The sequence below is a fragment of the Shewanella gelidii genome, assembly GCF_014647855.1.
In the GTDB taxonomy this organism is placed as follows: domain Bacteria; phylum Pseudomonadota; class Gammaproteobacteria; order Enterobacterales; family Shewanellaceae; genus Shewanella; species Shewanella gelidii.
In genome coordinates this window covers 96,917-114,047 of sequence record NZ_BMPZ01000001.1, presented here as the reverse complement: position 1 = coordinate 114,047, position 17,131 = coordinate 96,917, and the positions used below count along the sequence as shown (strand labels likewise).

At 44.7% G+C, this 17,131-nt stretch carries 16 protein-coding genes; all 16 read left to right on the top strand.

The genetic code is table 11. The annotated features are described in order from the left end of the window. The first annotated feature begins 10 nt into the window (after nucleotides 1-10). The 16 genes from fliF to flhF all read left to right on the top strand — a co-directional run bounded on the left by fliF (nucleotide 11) and on the right by flhF (nucleotide 17,129). A complete protein-coding gene (gene fliF / locus IEY18_RS00525) occupies nucleotides 11-1,705 on the top strand; it encodes a flagellar basal-body MS-ring/collar protein FliF (protein ID WP_188917840.1) in 1,695 nt (564 codons plus the stop codon). Then, nucleotides 1,692-2,738 carry a flagellar motor switch protein FliG gene (gene fliG / locus IEY18_RS00520; protein WP_188916779.1) on the top strand — a complete coding sequence of 349 codons (1,047 nt, stop codon included), beginning with the start codon at nucleotides 1,692-1,694 and terminating at the stop codon, nucleotides 2,736-2,738. Before fliF ends, fliG begins: the two co-directional genes overlap by 14 nt. Nucleotides 2,739-2,740: 2 nt before the next feature. Next, the gene (gene fliH, locus IEY18_RS00515; RefSeq protein ID WP_188916778.1) at nucleotides 2,741-3,754 is read left to right on the top strand and encodes a flagellar assembly protein FliH; all 1,014 of its coding nucleotides are present in this window, start codon (nucleotides 2,741-2,743) and stop codon (nucleotides 3,752-3,754) included. After that, nucleotides 3,723-5,063 (top strand): flagellar protein export ATPase FliI, encoded by a 1,341-nt coding sequence (fliI, locus tag IEY18_RS00510; RefSeq protein WP_188916777.1) that lies wholly within the window; start codon nucleotides 3,723-3,725, stop codon nucleotides 5,061-5,063. The genes fliH and fliI overlap by 32 nt, the downstream gene beginning before the upstream one ends. 8 nt (nucleotides 5,064-5,071) lie before the next feature. Then, nucleotides 5,072-5,521 carry a flagellar export protein FliJ gene (fliJ, locus tag IEY18_RS00505; protein ID WP_188916776.1) on the top strand — a complete coding sequence of 150 codons (450 nt, stop codon included), beginning with the start codon at nucleotides 5,072-5,074 and terminating at the stop codon, nucleotides 5,519-5,521. A gap of 252 nt (nucleotides 5,522-5,773) precedes the next feature. Next, a complete protein-coding gene (locus tag IEY18_RS00500) occupies nucleotides 5,774-8,092 on the top strand; it encodes a flagellar hook-length control protein FliK (RefSeq protein WP_188916773.1) in 2,319 nt (772 codons plus the stop codon). Between the two features lie 61 nt (nucleotides 8,093-8,153). Then, nucleotides 8,154-8,663, top strand: a complete 510-nt coding sequence (gene fliL / locus IEY18_RS00495; RefSeq protein WP_188916771.1) for a flagellar basal body-associated protein FliL — start codon at nucleotides 8,154-8,156, stop codon at nucleotides 8,661-8,663. Between the two features lie 43 nt (nucleotides 8,664-8,706). Beyond that, nucleotides 8,707-9,735, top strand: a complete 1,029-nt coding sequence (gene fliM / locus IEY18_RS00490; RefSeq protein WP_188916769.1) for a flagellar motor switch protein FliM — start codon at nucleotides 8,707-8,709, stop codon at nucleotides 9,733-9,735. A gap of 12 nt (nucleotides 9,736-9,747) precedes the next feature. Next, nucleotides 9,748-10,149, top strand: a complete 402-nt coding sequence (fliN, locus tag IEY18_RS00485) for a flagellar motor switch protein FliN (RefSeq protein WP_188916767.1) — start codon at nucleotides 9,748-9,750, stop codon at nucleotides 10,147-10,149. Between the two features lie 16 nt (nucleotides 10,150-10,165). Beyond that, nucleotides 10,166-10,540, top strand: coding sequence for a flagellar biosynthetic protein FliO (gene fliO, locus IEY18_RS00480; protein WP_188916765.1), 375 nt, complete (start codon nucleotides 10,166-10,168; stop codon nucleotides 10,538-10,540). Beyond that, nucleotides 10,537-11,283: a flagellar type III secretion system pore protein FliP gene (gene fliP / locus IEY18_RS00475; RefSeq protein WP_188916763.1), complete on the top strand. Its 747-nt coding sequence runs from the start codon at nucleotides 10,537-10,539 to the stop codon at nucleotides 11,281-11,283. Before fliO ends, fliP begins: the two co-directional genes overlap by 4 nt. Before the next feature lie 15 nt (nucleotides 11,284-11,298). Then, nucleotides 11,299-11,568: a flagellar biosynthesis protein FliQ gene (fliQ, locus tag IEY18_RS00470; RefSeq protein ID WP_188916761.1), complete on the top strand. Its 270-nt coding sequence runs from the start codon at nucleotides 11,299-11,301 to the stop codon at nucleotides 11,566-11,568. Between the two features lies 1 nt (nucleotide 11,569). After that, nucleotides 11,570-12,367 (top strand): flagellar biosynthetic protein FliR, encoded by a 798-nt coding sequence (gene fliR / locus IEY18_RS00465; protein ID WP_188916759.1) that lies wholly within the window; start codon nucleotides 11,570-11,572, stop codon nucleotides 12,365-12,367. 3 nt (nucleotides 12,368-12,370) lie between these two features. Further along, nucleotides 12,371-13,504 carry a flagellar biosynthesis protein FlhB gene (flhB, locus tag IEY18_RS00460; RefSeq protein ID WP_188916756.1) on the top strand — a complete coding sequence of 378 codons (1,134 nt, stop codon included), beginning with the start codon at nucleotides 12,371-12,373 and terminating at the stop codon, nucleotides 13,502-13,504. Between the two features lie 124 nt (nucleotides 13,505-13,628). Beyond that, a complete protein-coding gene (flhA, locus tag IEY18_RS00455; RefSeq protein ID WP_188916754.1) occupies nucleotides 13,629-15,728 on the top strand; it encodes a flagellar biosynthesis protein FlhA in 2,100 nt (699 codons plus the stop codon). 12 nt (nucleotides 15,729-15,740) lie between these two features. Beyond that, nucleotides 15,741-17,129 (top strand): flagellar biosynthesis GTPase FlhF, encoded by a 1,389-nt coding sequence (gene flhF, locus IEY18_RS00450; protein WP_188916752.1) that lies wholly within the window; start codon nucleotides 15,741-15,743, stop codon nucleotides 17,127-17,129. Nucleotides 17,130-17,131 lie beyond the last annotated feature (2 nt).

Here is a 17,131-nt window from a genome sequence, read left to right as displayed (position 1 = left end):
GAGTACAGATATGGTGGTAGGGTCTGATCCTTCAACAGTCGATAGTGGACTGGGTCAAGAGACTAAATCCGGTGTCGTTGGCAGCTTAGGCAGCGCAGATATGCTTCGTCAAGTGACGATGATTCTTGCTTTGGCGATCTGCCTTGCTTTGGCTGTGTTCATCATGCTTTGGGCTCAAGAGCCTGAGTTTAGACCCTTGGGTAAGATGGATACCCAAGAAATGGTTCAGGTACTTGATGTTTTAGATAAGAACAAAATATCTTATCAAATTGATGTCGATGTACTCAAAGTGCCTGAAGACAAATATCAAGATGTCAAAATGATGCTGAGCCGTGCAGGCCTTGATAGCGCATCAACGAATCAAGACTATTTGAGTAAAGGTAGTGAGTTTGGTGTGAGTCAACGCATGGAGCTTGCGCGACTTAAACAAAGCCAAGAACTGAACTTAGCGCGTGCGATTGAAGAGTTTAAAAGTATTAGTCGAGCCAAAGTGATTTTGGCACTACCAAAAGAAAATGTCTTTGCACGTAATAAATCGAAACCTAGCGCTACCGTTGTTATAAATGCTCGTCGTGGTGGTTTAGGGCAAGAAGAAGTCGATTCAATTGTTGATATTGTTGCTTCAGCTGTTCATGGGTTAGAGCCATCAAGAGTGACTGTGACGGATTCAAATGGACGCTTGTTGAATTCAGGTAGTCAAGACGGTGTATCCGCCAGAGCGCGTCGAGAGCTAGAGCTTGTGCAGCAAAAAGAAGCCGAATATCGCACTAAAATTGACTCTATTCTCATGCCTATTCTTGGGCCTGAGAATTTTACATCTCAGGTTGATGTGAGTATGGACTTTACTGCGGTAGAGCAAACCGCAAAACGCTTCAACCCAGATATTCCAGCGCTTCGAAGTGAAATGACTGTTGAAAACAATTCCGTGGGAAATACCAATGGTGGTGTACCTGGTGCATTGTCAAATCAGCCGCCTGCTGAATCTAACATTCCACAAAACGCAACGGGCCAAGGAAGCGAAGCAAACGTTTCAGGCAATAGCCACAAAGAGGCGACGCGTAATTTCGAACTCGATACCACGATTAGTCATACCCGTCAGCAAATTGGCGTTGTTCGTCGAGTGAGTGTCTCCGTTGCGATTGATTTTAAAACCGCTGCAGCGACTGAAGAGGGGCAAGTCAATCGAGTACCACGGACAGAGCAAGAGTTGTCGAATATTCGTCGCTTGCTAGAAGGAGCGGTCGGATTTAATACCCAGCGCGGTGATATGCTTGAGGTTGTTACTGTACCGTTTATGGATCAGCTGGTAGAAGCTGTCCCTGAACCACCAATATGGGAGCAGCCTTGGTTCTGGCGTGCCATCAAGCTAGCCGTTGGCGCAATCATTGTTCTGGTTCTTATTCTGACAGTCGTGCGACCTATGTTGAAACGTTTAGTTTCACCTGAAAAAATCGATATGCCAGAAGAACCTAAACTTGGGCAAGAGCTTGCTGAAATTGAAGACCAGTATGCGGCTGATACGCTGGGCATGTTAAATCGTCCTGAGGCTGAGTATAGTTATGCTGACGATGGCTCGATTACAATCCCAGACTTACATAAAGACGATGATATGATTAAGGCGATTCGTGCTCTCGTTGCCAATGAGCCGGAATTATCCACACAGGTTATTAAAAGTTGGTTGGTAGAAGAAGATGACGGACAATAATGGCGAGAACAAAGCTGGTTCAGCAAACTTTGATGTTGACTCATTAACCGGCATTGAAAAGACAGCGATCTTGCTCTTAAGTTTGAGCGAAGCCGATGCTGCATCCATCTTAAAACACTTAGAGCCTAAACAGGTTCAAAAAGTGGGGATGTCGATGGCGTCTCTTGAAGATTTTGGCCAGGAGAAAGTGATCGGTGTACATAAGCTGTTTCTTGATGATATTCAGAAATATTCATCGATTGGTTTTAATAGTGAAGAGTTCGTCCGTAAAGCGTTAACCGCTGCACTTGGTGAAGATAAAGCCGGTAATTTAATTGAACAGATTATTATGGGAAGTGGCGCCAAAGGTTTGGAGTCATTGAAATGGATGGATGCCCGCCAAGTGGCAACGATTATTCAAAACGAACATCCTCAAATCCAAACCATTGTATTGTCTTATTTGGAACCGGATCAAGCTGCTGAAATTTTTGGGCAGTTCCCTGAAAATACGCGGCTTGACTTGATGATGCGAATCGCCAACTTAGAAGAGGTGCAACCTGCAGCTCTACAAGAGTTGAACGATATCATGGAGAAACAGTTTGCTGGTCAAGGTGGCGCACAGGCTGCGAAGATGGGCGGTATGAAGGCGGCAGCAAATATCATGAACTACCTAGATACTGGTGTTGAAGGGCAGTTGATGGAGACCATGCGCGAATCGGATGAAGAGATGGCGCAGCAAATTCAAGATATGATGTTTGTATTTGAAAACTTAATTGACGTTGATGATCGCGGCATCCAAGCGCTACTTCGAGAAATCCAGCAAGAAGTATTGATGAAGGCGCTTAAAGGTGCAGATGATGCATTGAAGGATAAGATTCTGGGCAATATGTCTAAACGTGCCGCAGAGTTATTAGCTGATGACCTAGAAGCAATGGGGCCAATCCGAATTAGTGAAGTTGAAGTCGCACAAAAAGAGATCCTGTCTATTGCTCGTCGCTTAAGTGATAGTGGAGAAATTATGTTAAGTGGTGGCGGTGGAGACGAGTTCTTATAATTATGAGCACAAAAGCCCCCCAACAAGAGCACTCAACCGAAGCATTTGAAGCCGATGTTAGTTTCGCACATTGGCAATTGCCTGATGTGACTCAGGACGCCATTGAATCTCCAGCGAATCTTTTTGGGAAAAAAGCCAATCACCCAGAGGTGGAAAAGCAAGAACAAGAATCTGTTTTGCCACCAACAATGGCGCAAATAGAAGATATTCGAGCGCAAGCAGAAGCCGAAGGCTTTGAACAAGGTCAGCAAGAAGGTTATCAAAACGGTCTCGAAAAAGGGCGCTTGGAAGGGCTAGAGCAAGGTCACCTTCAAGGGCTAGAGCAAGGGCAGCAGCAAGGCTATGAGCAAGGCATTGCCGAGGCTCAAACTCAGTTGGAACAACTCAGCCAACTCATCGAACAGTTTCAGCAACCCCTTGCCATACTCGATAGTCAAATTGAGTTGGAGCTGCTGAACTTGGTGTCAGGATTAAGTCGTGCCGTGATTGGACATGAACTTAAAACGAGTCCGGAGCATATTTTAGCAGCGCTTCGTCAGGGAGTTGACTCTCTTCCTATCAAAGAGCAGCAAGTGACTATTCGGCTGCATCCTCAGGACGCGCAACTCGTTGAGGAACTATATAGTGAAGAGCAATTACAACGTAACCTATGGAAGATAGAGCTGGATCCAAGTTTGTCACAAGGGGACTGTATTGTTGATAGTCAGAGATCACGCGTTGACGTGACTTTAGAAACAAGAATGCGCAGTATTTTTGAGCAAGTTGCACAGCAACAATCTCAATTAGAAAGCCAAATCCAGCAGCAAGAAAAGGCGCTTGAACAGTCACAGCCTTCTGCAGCATCAAAGTCCGATATACAAAATCCACAAGTCGGGCCATCCGAGACTGAACAAGCCATCATTGATCAGCGTGCTGAGCCCTCCGTTCAAGTGAGCCTAGAGCCGACTGTCGATCCAGAACCCGCTCGTCATCAAGGTGACCAAGATGCAGAATCGCCAACACCAACTACTGACTAAACTCAAACAGCGAGCTGGCAGCTTACCGTCTTTTCGAGCTGTAGCGAGTGGCCAATTGGTTCGTGTCGTAGGTTTAACATTAGAAGCAAGCGGCTGCCGAGCGCCGGTCGGCAGTTTATGTTCGATTGAAACGATTGCGGGTGAGCTGGTAGCCGAAGTGATAGGTTTTGATGATGAACTCTTATACCTAATGCCAATTGAAGAGCTTCGTGGGGTGCTTCCTGGAGCTAAAGTTACGCCACTGGGAGAGCAAACCGGACTAAATGTAGGTTTGTCTTTATTAGGGCGAGTGTTGGACGGCAACGGCCAGCCCCTCGACGGTTTAGGCGCCTTACATACCGAACAGCATGCACCTCGGCACGGACAAACAATTAATCCATTAGCACGTCGCGCGATATCGGAGCCATTAGATGTGGGAGTTCGTGCAATTAATACGATGCTAACAGTTGGCAAAGGTCAGCGCATGGGCTTATTTGCAGGCTCTGGTGTCGGTAAAAGTGTTTTACTTGGAATGATGACGCGTGGGACCACGGCAGACATTATTGTTGTTGGCTTAGTGGGTGAGCGTGGTCGAGAAGTTAAAGAGTTTATTGAAGAAATTTTAGGCGAACAAGGCCGAGCTCGCTCTGTTGTGATTGCTGCTCCAGCAGATACATCGCCGTTAATGCGTTTACGTGCCTGCGAAACATCAACTCGAATCGCAGAGTATTTTCGAGATTTAGGTTACAACGTCCTTTTATTGATGGATAGTCTGACTCGATATGCCCAAGCGCAGCGTGAGATTGCGCTGGCCGTTGGTGAGCCGCCAGCAACTAAAGGATATCCGCCTTCAGTTTTTGCAAAGCTACCTAAATTAGTGGAAAGGGCTGGTAATGGTGGGCCAGGCCAAGGTTCAATCACTGCATTTTATACGGTATTAACTGAAGGTGATGATTTGCAAGACCCCATTGCTGATGCGTCTCGAGCGATTCTAGATGGTCATATCGTATTGTCTCGTGAATTAGCTGACTCAGGTCACTACCCGGCCATTGATGTTGAAGGTTCCATTAGTCGAGTTGCCCCCATGGTGATTTCAGATGAGCATCTTGAAGCTATGCGCAAAGTAAAGCAAACCTATGCGCTTTATCAACAAAATAGAGACTTAATTTCTATTGGTGCTTACTCTCAAGGCAGTGACCCTCGAATTGACAATGCAATACGTCTTCAGCCTGCAATGAATGCGTTTTTAAGACAGTCGATGTCTGAATCGATCGCATTTGCTGATGGTGAGCTAATGTTGATGCAGCTTGCGGCTCAATGCAACGCGTGAGGTGAATAATGGCGAGACCTGATCCGCTCTTAACTGTACTCAAATTGGCGACTGATGCTGAAGAGCAAGCCGGGATGCAGTTGCGGGCAGCGCAGATGGAGTGCCAAAAACGAGATGCCCAACAACAAGCCCTGCAAAATTATCGTTTGGACTACATGAAGCAGATGTCCATGCAACAGGGACAAAATATTAGTGCGAGTGCTTATCATCAATTTCATCGTTTTGTGCAACAAATTGATGATGCAATCGCGCAGCAGATCAAAGCATGTGCGGAAGCTGATAATCAGCGGCAGCATCGTCAAACTCATTGGCTTGAAAAGCAGAAAAAACGTAAAGCGGTAGAGTTGTTGTTAGAACATAAAGCCGAGAAAAAAGCGGTGAAGGCTCAAAAAGCCGAGCAGAAAATGTTTGATGAATTTGCCTCTCAACAATTTTTCAGAAAGCGCTCAATAAGATAAAAGCTCCCCAAATATTTGAGGTGTATTTTGTTTGCTTTACTGGGAACCCCTTGAACCATCGACTTTTTTGACGCCTTTTGTTATCGGCGAAGAACTCTGTTAAGTGTCGGGAGTTCCATATGTTAAAAGTTGGCTCTAAGTTTGCATTATCTTCGAGTGTTGCACCGGGCAACCATGCAAGCGTTCACATAAGCCGATTGTTTACAAGATGGGGTGTTCGGTTATGAATGGAAAAGAATTCTGGAGAAGTTCATGTCGCAGTTAACTAATACGCTGATGGGTATAACCACAGAAACGAACTTAAGCAAATCAAGCGCTGATTTGCAAGTGTCTGATTCTGAGGTTTTTTCTGCGGAGTTTTCGAAGGCTAAGCAAAACTATTCTTCAACACTGGCAACATCTTCAGTCGCCGCTGATGTTGAATCGCACACCAATGAAACTCCAAAAACTTCGCAGCAACAAGCACAGCAAAGTAGTGCTAAAATGGTGTTTGAGCAAATCGCGATGTCAGAGCAAATCGACAAAAGTCAGAAATCTGCCGCTGATTCGGGTGAGGACTTGCCGCTTGAAGATAAAGGTGCAAAGAAAGTAACTATTGCCGATTTAAAATCGCAATCACTTCTCGTTTCTGAGCCTGTGACTCCAGCGTTGAAGCCAAGCAAAGAAAAAGAAACCACTCCGCTGCAGCCGGGAAATGTTGAGCAACACCCTGGAAAGCCCACAAAGTACATTTTACCGATTGAAGACAGTATTGAGCAATTTGAGGCCGTGACTCCATTGAAAGGCGATGTTTCAATAACAGATAAAGCATCAAGCATTGTGGCAGGCGTGGATGTCGCAAAAGACGTCAGTAAATCTGAAAGCAAGATAGTTGATTCACAAAAACTTGATATGCAGCGGGCTAACCAATCTACGAACACGAATGCAGGCACTCAAGAGTCTAAGCACATTTTTACTGAGCGATTTGTGAATGGTACACAAGATGAGCCTGAGCTTGTCGAGCAGTCTCGTTACAATAAAGACAGGTACTTTGCGTTAGAAAATGAATCTAGGCAAAAAGGGTCAACCGTAAATTCTGCAGCCAATCAGTTCGCGACACAGCAAGAAAAAAGTAAGTTAAACATTGATTCTTCAACGAAAACAACTGGAGCAGAAAATACTCAGATTGTTGATAAAGCGAGTCATGAGGGTAAAGCTGTTATCAGTGAAGACGCTGCTGAGAACAAGCCTGTTGTTAGCAAAGAAGTCACAGAGAGCAAATCTGGCTCTTCATTGAAATTCACTGAACTAAATGTTGAGTTAGCTGAAAGCAAACATGTCACTCAAACTGATAAGAAAGATCACAGTAGTGCTCGAGCACAAATTCAAGTCGAGCCGCAAACACTCGCGGTTGATAAAATTGTTAAGCCAACAGAATCTACAAATTTAGAATCAAAGGTGACTGTGAAATTTGAACCTGCAAAGGTTGAAGTTCCACCACAGTTTAGCAAGGCCGAGCCCAACAACGCTCAAGCTGATTTCAAATCCCCGACGTTGCTCAGTGACGCAGATACCGTAAGCATGTCAACTGCGGGTAAGACAAGTGAGCTTGTCCATCAAGCTCAAATGCAAGTTAATTCAGCCATGAAACCTGAACAAGCAAAGCAAAATCTAGCAGCGGAACCTGTTCAATCAGAGATTTCGAAGCAACTAAATCTTATGTTGAAAGGAAGTGCGGAAGATGCAATAAAATCGTCGCAACCGATTGAAAATGCTTTGTCAGCAGCTTTGAAAGGATCAGAACGTTCACTGACCGCGCCGCCTAATGGCACGATTATTTCTGCTGCTGAAGTCTTAGGCAAAGAGCCGCAAAAGAATATAGAAAATTTAGAATTGGCTAAAGCACAGCTGGAGATTGGCAAGAAGGCTGATTTGATACCTAAGATTCAGACAGATGCGAAAAGCTTGCTTGCGGCTTCGCAAGAGGCAATGCAATTGGCTCATTCCGCAAAAGGTCTAGGGCTTGAGGTGTCAGGCGTTGATAAAGCGTTTGAATTGGAACTTGATAACCGCTTGCAGTCTGTCGGTCATAGTCTGCAAAGTTCTGCTCAAGTCAGGCAAGATGTGCAGCAAATTCAAGTTTCTTTAAGGCAACCTAGTGAAGCAAGCTTGTCGATGGCTCAAGTCATTCAACGGTTTGCCCCGGTCATGCAAAAGCAATTGTTGGGACTAGTTAATCGCGGTGTGCAGCATGCTGAGATCCGTCTTGATCCTGCCGAACTTGGCAGCATGGTTGTGAAAATCCAAGTGCAGGGCGATCAAACACAAGTTCAATTCCAAGCTTCTCAAGCGCAAACAAGGGATGTTCTTGAGCAAGCGATGCCACGTTTAAGAGAAATGTTGCAACAGCACGGCATGGAGTTAGCTGATGGGCAAGTTTCTCAAGAACAAAATCATGGTCAAAGTCGTCATGAAGAAGAGACTCAAATAGGCTATTCTGCAGAAGAGCAGTTGGAAATATCAGCAGAAGAACTGGTATTAAGCACAAATCAAGCAACAAGTTACGAAACGGGTATAGATTATTACGCTTAAGTAGGTAATCTATAGCCCTATAACTAAATGAAAGTGTTGCATGCGTTGATGGGATACAAAAATGGCTGAAGAAGAATCTCTGGAACTAGAAGAAACCGGTGCGCCAAAGAGTAAGAAAAAGCTCTTTATTATTATCGGGATTGTCGTCGTTCTATTGCTGGCAGGTGGCGGTGCCGCTTGGTTTTTCCTAGCTGGTGGTGAAGAACCCGTCGCTGAGTCAGCGGAACAAGTTGAAAAAAAGGTTTCAGTTGAAGAAGCATTTTATGTTGCTTTGCCGCGACCATTCTTATTTAACTTACCCGGACCTAAACGAGCTCGACTGGTTGAAATCAAAGTTCAACTAATGGTGCGTGGCTCAGATGACAACACGACGACGATGAAACACATCCCTTTGATTGAAGATGCGTTATTAACAACCTTTAGTGGTGCAGAAATTCAGAAGTTGAGTACCCAAGCAGGTAAAGACGAAATGCGTCAGCAAGCGTTGTTAAATGTCCAAAATACACTGCAGCCAATTACCGGACGTAAGGTGGTTGAGAAAGTGCTGTTTACTGGTTTTGTGATGCAATAGTTTGCGCTTCTTCAAGTGCAAACCCAATGATGAAGGCTAACTTGTGAGTGATTTATTAAGCCAAGACGAGATTGATGCGCTACTTCATGGTGTCGATGACGTAGAAGAGGAAGAGGTAAGTGATGGCTCCGGTGTGGCAGCCTCATATGACTTCTCATCACAAGATCGTATCGTTCGCGGACGAATGCCAACGCTCGAGATTGTTAATGAGCGCTTTGCAAGGCATTTGCGCATCAGTATGTTCAACATGATGCGCCGAGCCGCAGAGGTGTCAATTAACGGCGTACAAATGCTCAAGTTTGGTGAGTATGTGCATACGTTGTTCGTGCCAACAAGTTTGAATATGGTTCGCTTCAGCCCATTGAAAGGAACAGGGCTGATTACCATGGAAGCGCGACTAGTTTTCATTTTGGTCGATAATTTCTTTGGTGGCGATGGACGATTCCACGCAAAAATTGAAGGGCGTGAATTTACGCCGACTGAGCGACGTATTGTTCAATTATTATTGAAAATTATCTTTGAAGATTACAAAGATGCATGGGCACCGGTCATGGATGTTGAGTTTGAATATCTGGATGCCGAAGTCAACCCTGCGATGGCGAACATCGTTAGCCCAACAGAAGTGGTTGTAGTGAATTCATTCCACATTGAAGTGGATGGCGGCGGCGGGGATTTTCACATTACCATGCCGTATTCAATGATCGAACCGATCCGTGAATTGCTTGATGCGGGTGTTCAAAGTGACAAGCAAGATACTGATATGCGTTGGTCACAAGCACTTAAAGATGAAATTATGGATGTAGATGTTGGTTTTGATACCACCATCGTTGAACAAGAAGTCAGCTTGAAAGACATTATGAATTTTGAGGCGGGAGATATTATCCCAGTTGAACTGCCTGAGCATGTTTTAATGCGAGTTGAAGATTTACCTACTTTCCGTTGTAAAGTCGGTAAAGTTCGAGAAAATATGGCGCTTCGGATTTGTGACAAGATTGCACGACCAGAAACTGTAAAATCAGAGCTACAGTTGGTGACTCGTAAGGGCAAAGCTCGAGATCTTTCAGAATTATAGGAATAAGAACGAATGAGTACTGAAGATACAGGTGATGATTGGGCTGCAGCAATGGCAGAACAAGCGATTGAAGAAGCAAAAGCATCTGATGCAGCTGAAGCTGTAGAGCTGGATGAACTGCAAAATGAAGCGAAGCCAATGAGCGAAGAAGAAGCTTCAAAACTTGATAGCATCATGGACATTCCGGTTACCATTTCAATGGAAGTTGGCCGTAGCTTTATTAGTATTCGCAATTTATTGCAATTGAACCAAGGCTCTGTTGTTGAGCTGGATCGAGTTGCTGGAGAACCATTAGATGTCATGGTCAATGGTACGCTCATTGCGCATGGTGAAGTTGTTGTAGTGAATGACAAGTTTGGTATTCGTTTAACGGATGTTATTAGCCAAACTGAACGAATTAAGAAGCTCAAATAATAGAGGTTAAGTCGATATGTTTGCACTGCTCGGTTTTGCCACCACTGAAGCTGAGCCTATTGCAAATGGGCAGTCAGCAAATTTGAGTGCAATGGCGAGTATGATGGGTGGCCTCATACTTGTACTGGTTATTATTTTTGTGCTGGCATATATCGTCAGAAAGCTCAATTTGACCCCGTCATCCCATGGTGTGATGAAAACGGTTGCCGTGACACCTCTTGGTCAAAAAGAAAAACTTGTTCTTGTTGAATTGGATGGCCAGCAATATCTGTTGGGTGTTACACAACAGCAGGTGAATTTGCTAGACAAGTTAGATAAGGCTGTTCAAATCGAACCCGATAGTGCTTCATTTGCGAGTCGACTAAAACAAGCGAGTACCAAGCAATCATGAAACGAACTCTTTCAATCATAGGCTTATTTGTTTCGCTTTTTGCCCCTTTCGCGTTTGCACAAGACGGCATCTTGCCAGCCGTTACTGTGACGACTGCCCCAGATGGTTCAACGCAGTATTCGGTTACGATGCAAATATTGTTGCTGATGACCGCGTTAAGCTTTTTGCCAGCAATGGTTATTATGCTGACATCTTTTACGCGGATCATTGTGGTCCTGTCTATTTTACGTCAGGCAACCGGTTTACAGCAGGCGCCATCGAATCAAGTGTTAATTGGCATGAGTCTTTTTTTAACGTTTTTCATTATGTCACCCGTGTTTGAAAAGATTTACGATGACGCTGTTCAACCATACATCAATGAGACTTTACCTATCGATCAGGCCGTGATTGCTGGGAAAGAACCCTTGAAAAAGTTTATGTTGTCTCAGACTCGATTGACAGATTTGGACACCTTTATTGAAATTGCAGGTTACGACAATATTGCGTCGCCAGAAGATACACCAATGACAGTTGTGATCCCCGCCTTTATTACCAGTGAATTAAAAACTGCGTTCCAAATCGGCTTTATGCTATTTGTGCCCTTCTTAGTGATAGATCTGGTGGTGGCAAGTATTTTGATGGCCATGGGTATGATGATGCTGTCACCAATGATTGTATCTTTGCCATTTAAAATCATGTTGTTTGTATTAGTGGATGGCTGGAGTCTGGTTATGGGCACGCTGGCAAATAGTTTTGGTGTGTAGCGTGAAGGAGGGGAAATGAGTCCAGAAGCACTGATCGACATTTTCCGAGAAGCACTGTCTGTTATCGTCATGCTCGTATCGGCAATTATCTTGCCGGGTCTAGGTGTTGGGTTGATTGTTGCTGTCTTTCAGGCGGCAACTTCCATTAACGAACAAACCTTGAGTTTTTTACCTCGTCTGTTGATGACTTTATTTGCACTTATGTTTTTGGGTCATTGGTTAGTACAAACCATGATGGATTTTTTTCTTGAAATGGTTAACCGCATTCCGCAAGTCATAGGCTAATATGAACTTCTTGCTGAATGACCTCATGCAAACCATCGCATCATATATGTGGCCGCTTTATCGTGTCACCAGTATGCTCATGGTCATGGCGATATTTGGTGCCAATACAACCCCAGCAAGAATACGCTTATTACTTGGTGTTGCTATTACTGTGGCGATCGCTCCAGTGCTTCCACCAACGGAAAATTATGAGTTATTTTCTTTGGGGGCAATATTCATAACGGCCCAGCAAATCCTTATCGGTGCCGCAATGGGGTTTGTTAGTATTTTATTGATGCAAACGTTTGTATTGACCGGTCAGATTATTGGTATGCAAACATCTTTGGGTTTTGCGTCCATGGTTGACCCTGGCTCTGGTCAGCAAACACCAGTGATTGGTAACTTCTTTCTTCTATTAACCACCATGGTATTTCTTGCTGTTGATGGTCATCTCGTCATGATAAGAATGCTGGTAGCCAGCTTTGAAACCATCCCTGTATCAGATCAGGGCATCATGGTTTCATCATATAAATCTTTAGCTGAATGGGGCGCATATATGTTTGGCGCCGCGCTGACGATGTCGATTTCAGCAATTGTAGCCTTATTACTGATTAATTTATCATTTGGGGTGATGACGCGAGCATCACCACAGCTCAATATTTTTGCCATTGGTTTTCCTGTAACCATGGTGAGTGGCTTGTTGATCCTGTGGTTAACACTGACACCTATCATGGAGCATTTTGATGAAGTGTGGCAGGCGGCACAATTACTGCTTTGTGACATGCTTGGACTGCAATGCAACGTGAATGGAGGCTTCTAGCGAATGGCAGAGAATGACTCCAGTCAGGAACGTACCGAGGAACCCACCAGTCGGCGCAAGGAACAGGCGCGAGAAAAGGGGCAAGTTGCTCGTTCAAAAGAATTAGGAACAGCTGCTGTTTTGCTATCTGCCGCGATTGGTTTTGCCTTGGTGGGACCTACTTTAGGGGCAAGTCTGCATACCATCATGAAACAAATGTTTTCTATGACGAGAGAGCAAATCTTTGATACCACAGAAATGTTTCGTGTATGGGGTGTGGTGTTGTCTGAGCTTGCAGGTCCGTTACTAACATTTATTTTATTCCTTGGCTTTGTCGCATTTATGGGAAATGTCGTACTAGGTGGGATTACATTTTCTACGAAAGCTTTTTTGCCCAAAACGGACAAAATGAACCCAGTCAATGGCTTCAAACGCATGTTTGGTATTCAAGCTTTGGTCGAATTGACCAAAGGTATTGCGAAGTTTTCGGTGGTTGCGATTTCTGCTTATTTTTTACTGAGTTTCTTCTTTGGGGATATCTTAAATTTATCTCGAGATCACTTACCTGGAAACATTTACCATGCCCTGGATCTATTGGTCTGGATGTTTATCATTCTGTGCTGCTCTATGTTATTGATTGTTATCATTGATGTGCCATTCCAGATTTGGAATCACAATAAACAATTAAAAATGACTAAGCAGGAAGTGAAAGATGAATACAAAGATACAGAAGGTAAGCCTGAAGTAAAAAGCCGTATTCGACAATTGCAGCAAGAAATGGCACAGCGACGGATGATGGAGCAGGTGCCTGAAGCTGATGTCATCGTTGTCAACCCTGAGCATTACGCCGTTGCAGTTAAATACGATGCTGACAAATCAGCGGCGCCGTTCGTGGTCGCAAAGGGCGTGGATGACGTTGCATTTAAAATTAGAGAAATTGCGCGCGCGAATGACGTTACTGTGGTCTCAGCCCCACCACTTGCCAGAGCTATCTATCACACGACTAAAATAGATCAGGAGATCCCTGAAGGCCTCTTTACTGCCATTGCCCAGGTGCTGGCTTATGTATTCCAGCTGAAACAATACCAAAAAGGCCGTGGACGCAAACCTATCCCCATTCCGTTAAACCAGCCTATCCCTGATGATTTGAAGCATTAGGTTTTAGTTGCTTGTGCAGAAAGCCAGCAGCTGTTTCGCTCCATACCGCAGGCTCTCGTCATTGGCTTGATCTTTGCTTTATACCGCTTAGACCTCTGTAAACGTCAAAGATTGGGCGATATTAATGGACGTAAAAGCAACTGTTGGGCAAATTTGGAATTCAAAATCAGCCAATTTAAAAGGCGTAGGCACCCCCCTTTTAGTGCTTGCGGCTTTGGCGATGATTGTATTACCAATGCCTGCATTTCTATTGGATATACTGTTCTCATTTAATATTGCGCTTGCTTTAGTGGTATTACTTGTTGCCATTTATTCTGATCGCCCTCTCGATTTTGCCGCTTTCCCGACGGTGTTGCTCGTAGCAACATTGCTCCGATTGGCACTGAACGTTGCTTCAACACGTGTAGTGCTGCTTGAAGGTCACAATGGTGGGGATGCTGCGGGTAAAGTGATTGAAGCCTTTGGCTCTGTCGTTATCGGTGGTAACTATGCTGTGGGACTCGTGGTCTTTCTCATTCTCATTATTATTAACTTTGCTGTTGTGACTAAAGGTGCCGGGCGTATTTCCGAAGTCAGCGCCAGATTTACGTTGGATGCGATGCCGGGTAAACAGATGGCAATTGATGCTGATTTAAATGCTGGTATTTTGAATCAAGATCAAGCGCGCTTACGCCGAGCTGAAGTCACCAAAGAGGCAGACTTCTACGGCGCAATGGACGGTGCTTCGAAATTTGTGAAAGGTGATGCGATCGCGGGTATTTTGATCCTCGTGATTAATATCTTAGGCGGTTTTGTCATCGGTATGGTGCAACATGGCTTAGATATTTCATCAGCCGTTGAAATCTATACATTGCTAACCATTGGTGATGGTTTGGTCGCGCAAATCCCAGGATTATTGCTGTCTATTGCAGCTGCGTTGATGGTGACACGTCAAAATGAGTCTGGAGATATGGGGCAAATGGTCATGAGCCAGATGTTTGACAGTCCCAAGTCACTTGCCATTGCTTCCGCTGTTTTATTTGTCATGGGTGTTGTACCGGGCATGCCGCATATCGCTTTTTTAAGTTTTGCCTTGATTACTGCAGGCGGGGCTTACTATCTGAATAAGCGTAACGATAAGGCTCGCGAACTTGCGATAGAACAGGCGAAGCAAGGCAGTATTGAAAAACCAGATAAAGAGCCTAAAGAGCTGAGCTGGGATGATGTCCGTCATGTCGATACCATCGGTCTTGAAGTGGGTTACCGCCTGATCCCTCTGGTTGATAAAAGCCAAGGTGGTGAGCTATTAAGTCGTATCAAAGGGGTTCGCAAGAAACTGTCTCAAGAGCTTGGGTTCTTGGTTCCTGCGGTGCATATCCGCGACAATTTAGATTTAGCGCCAAATATTTACCGAATTTCCCTTATGGGCGTCGCGGTTGGTGAAGCTGAGATCCGTCATGATTGTGAGCTTGCGATCAACCCTGGACAAGTCTTTGGGCAGCTTGATGGTATTGCGACCACGGATCCGGCATTTGGCCTCGAGGCGGTGTGGATCGCGCCAGAATTAAGAGAGCACGCCCAGACGCTCGGATATACCGTTGTTGATGCCGCGACGGTAGTCGCCACTCATATTAGTCAAATATTGACAAATAGTGCAGCGAAACTGCTTGGCTATGAAGAGGTGCAACAACTACTTGATATGCTTGCGAAGAATTCACCGAAGCTGGTAGATGGCTTTATCCCTGAAGTGATGAGCTTAGGGAACGTAGTGAAAGTGATGCAAAACTTACTAAACGAAGGAGTTTCAGTTCGAGATTTACGAACCATAGTGCAAACCCTTGTGGAGTATGGCGGAAAGAGTACAGATACCGAAGTGCTGACCGCTGCAGTACGAATTGCGCTTAAGCGAATGATTGTTCAAGAAATCGCCGGGCCAGAAAACGAAATCCCTGTCATAACTTTGGCGCCAGAATTGGAACAGATGTTGCATCAGTCGATGCAAGCGACAGGAGGCGAAGGGCCGAACATCGAGCCAGGCCTTGCAGAGCGCATGCAGCAGTCACTTACCGATGCAGCGCAAAAGCAAGAAATGGTAGGGCAACCCGCAGTTTTATTGACATCGGGGATGTTGCGCTCAACATTATCGCGTTTTGTTAAATTTACGATTCCGAATTTAAGAGTGATTTCTTACCAAGAAATTCCTGATGAAAAGCAAATTCGCATCGTGTCTGCCGTAGGTCAATAGAGGGTTTGTTCCGTGAAGATTAAAAGATTTTTTGCTAAAGATATGCGCGCAGCACTCGCTCAAGTAAAAGACACACTAGGTTCTGATGCTGTCATTATGTCAAATAAGAAAGTGACCGGTGGAATCGAGATTGTTGCGGCTGTCGATTACGACGAGCCTAAACCTGACTTGAGCTCCAAGGCAAATATTCCGCCATTTATGGACATGAGCGAAGACAAAGTCTCGCTAGCAAGCAAGCCAAATGTAAAAGCGCAAACCCGACAAAACCCTGCGCCAGCACCTGACACACTACAAGCTTTGCTTGAAAAGCAGCAAAGTCGACTTCAGCAGCAAATTAGCGAACAGAAAGAAGATCTTGATATGCCTCAATGGGCAAAGGCGTTACAAGGCCCTGCAGAAACGCAAAAGCCTAAGCCTGAGCCGCGTCGAGATTTCAATGCTTCACTCAAAAAGAATCACCAGAAGCAGCACTTAGAAGAAATGGATGCATTACGTGAAGAGCTTGCTTCGATGCGTAGTTTGTTGACGCATCAAGTGTCCTCTTTGATGGAAGAACAAAAAAAGCGCACCGATCCGGTAGGTGCAATGCTAGAAAGCAAATTGCTAGAAGCTGAGTTTTCTGTTCCTGTAGCAAAAAAGCTCGCCGATTTAAGTCAACATTATACGCCCGCAGATTTAGTTCGTGCGTTACCTCAAAGTTTGGCTAACATGCTCGATAATCAGGGAGACGATATTGTTCGTCAAGGTGGTGTCGTGGCTTTTGTTGGTCCTACAGGTGTAGGTAAAACGACGACTCTAGCTAAAGTTGCCGCGAGATTTGCGGCTCACCATGGCGCCGATCAGGTCGCACTTATTACCATGGATCATTATCGTATTGGTGCCTATGAGCAGCTAGCAACCTATGGTAAAATCATGGGCTGCCCAGTGAAGCAAGCTTCTGATTTAAATGAATTGGAGCAAATTCTTTATCAGTTTAGAAACCGCAAGCTAGTATTGATAGATACAGCAGGAATGGGACAACGTGATATGCGTTTGTGTCAACAACTAGATAATCTTGCTCAAAACAGTCGTCTACCGATACGCAGTTACTTGGTATTATCAGCGACAGCACAGCGTCGAGTTTTACAAGATGCAGTGCAACATTTTAATCGAATTCCGCTTTCTGGCGCTATTTTGACTAAATTAGATGAATCTGTGTCACTTGCTGGCGCATTAAGTGTATTAATTCAGTGTGGTTTGCCATTAAGCTATGTTACTGATGGACAACGAGTACCTGAAGATATGAAATTGGCCGATACACTAGTGCTCGCTAAACAGGCATTGTCAGTGTTAAATGACGCAGAAAAGCATTCGATACAGGATACTGTGCGGTCTGATAATATGACCCACGCATTTGAGTAGAG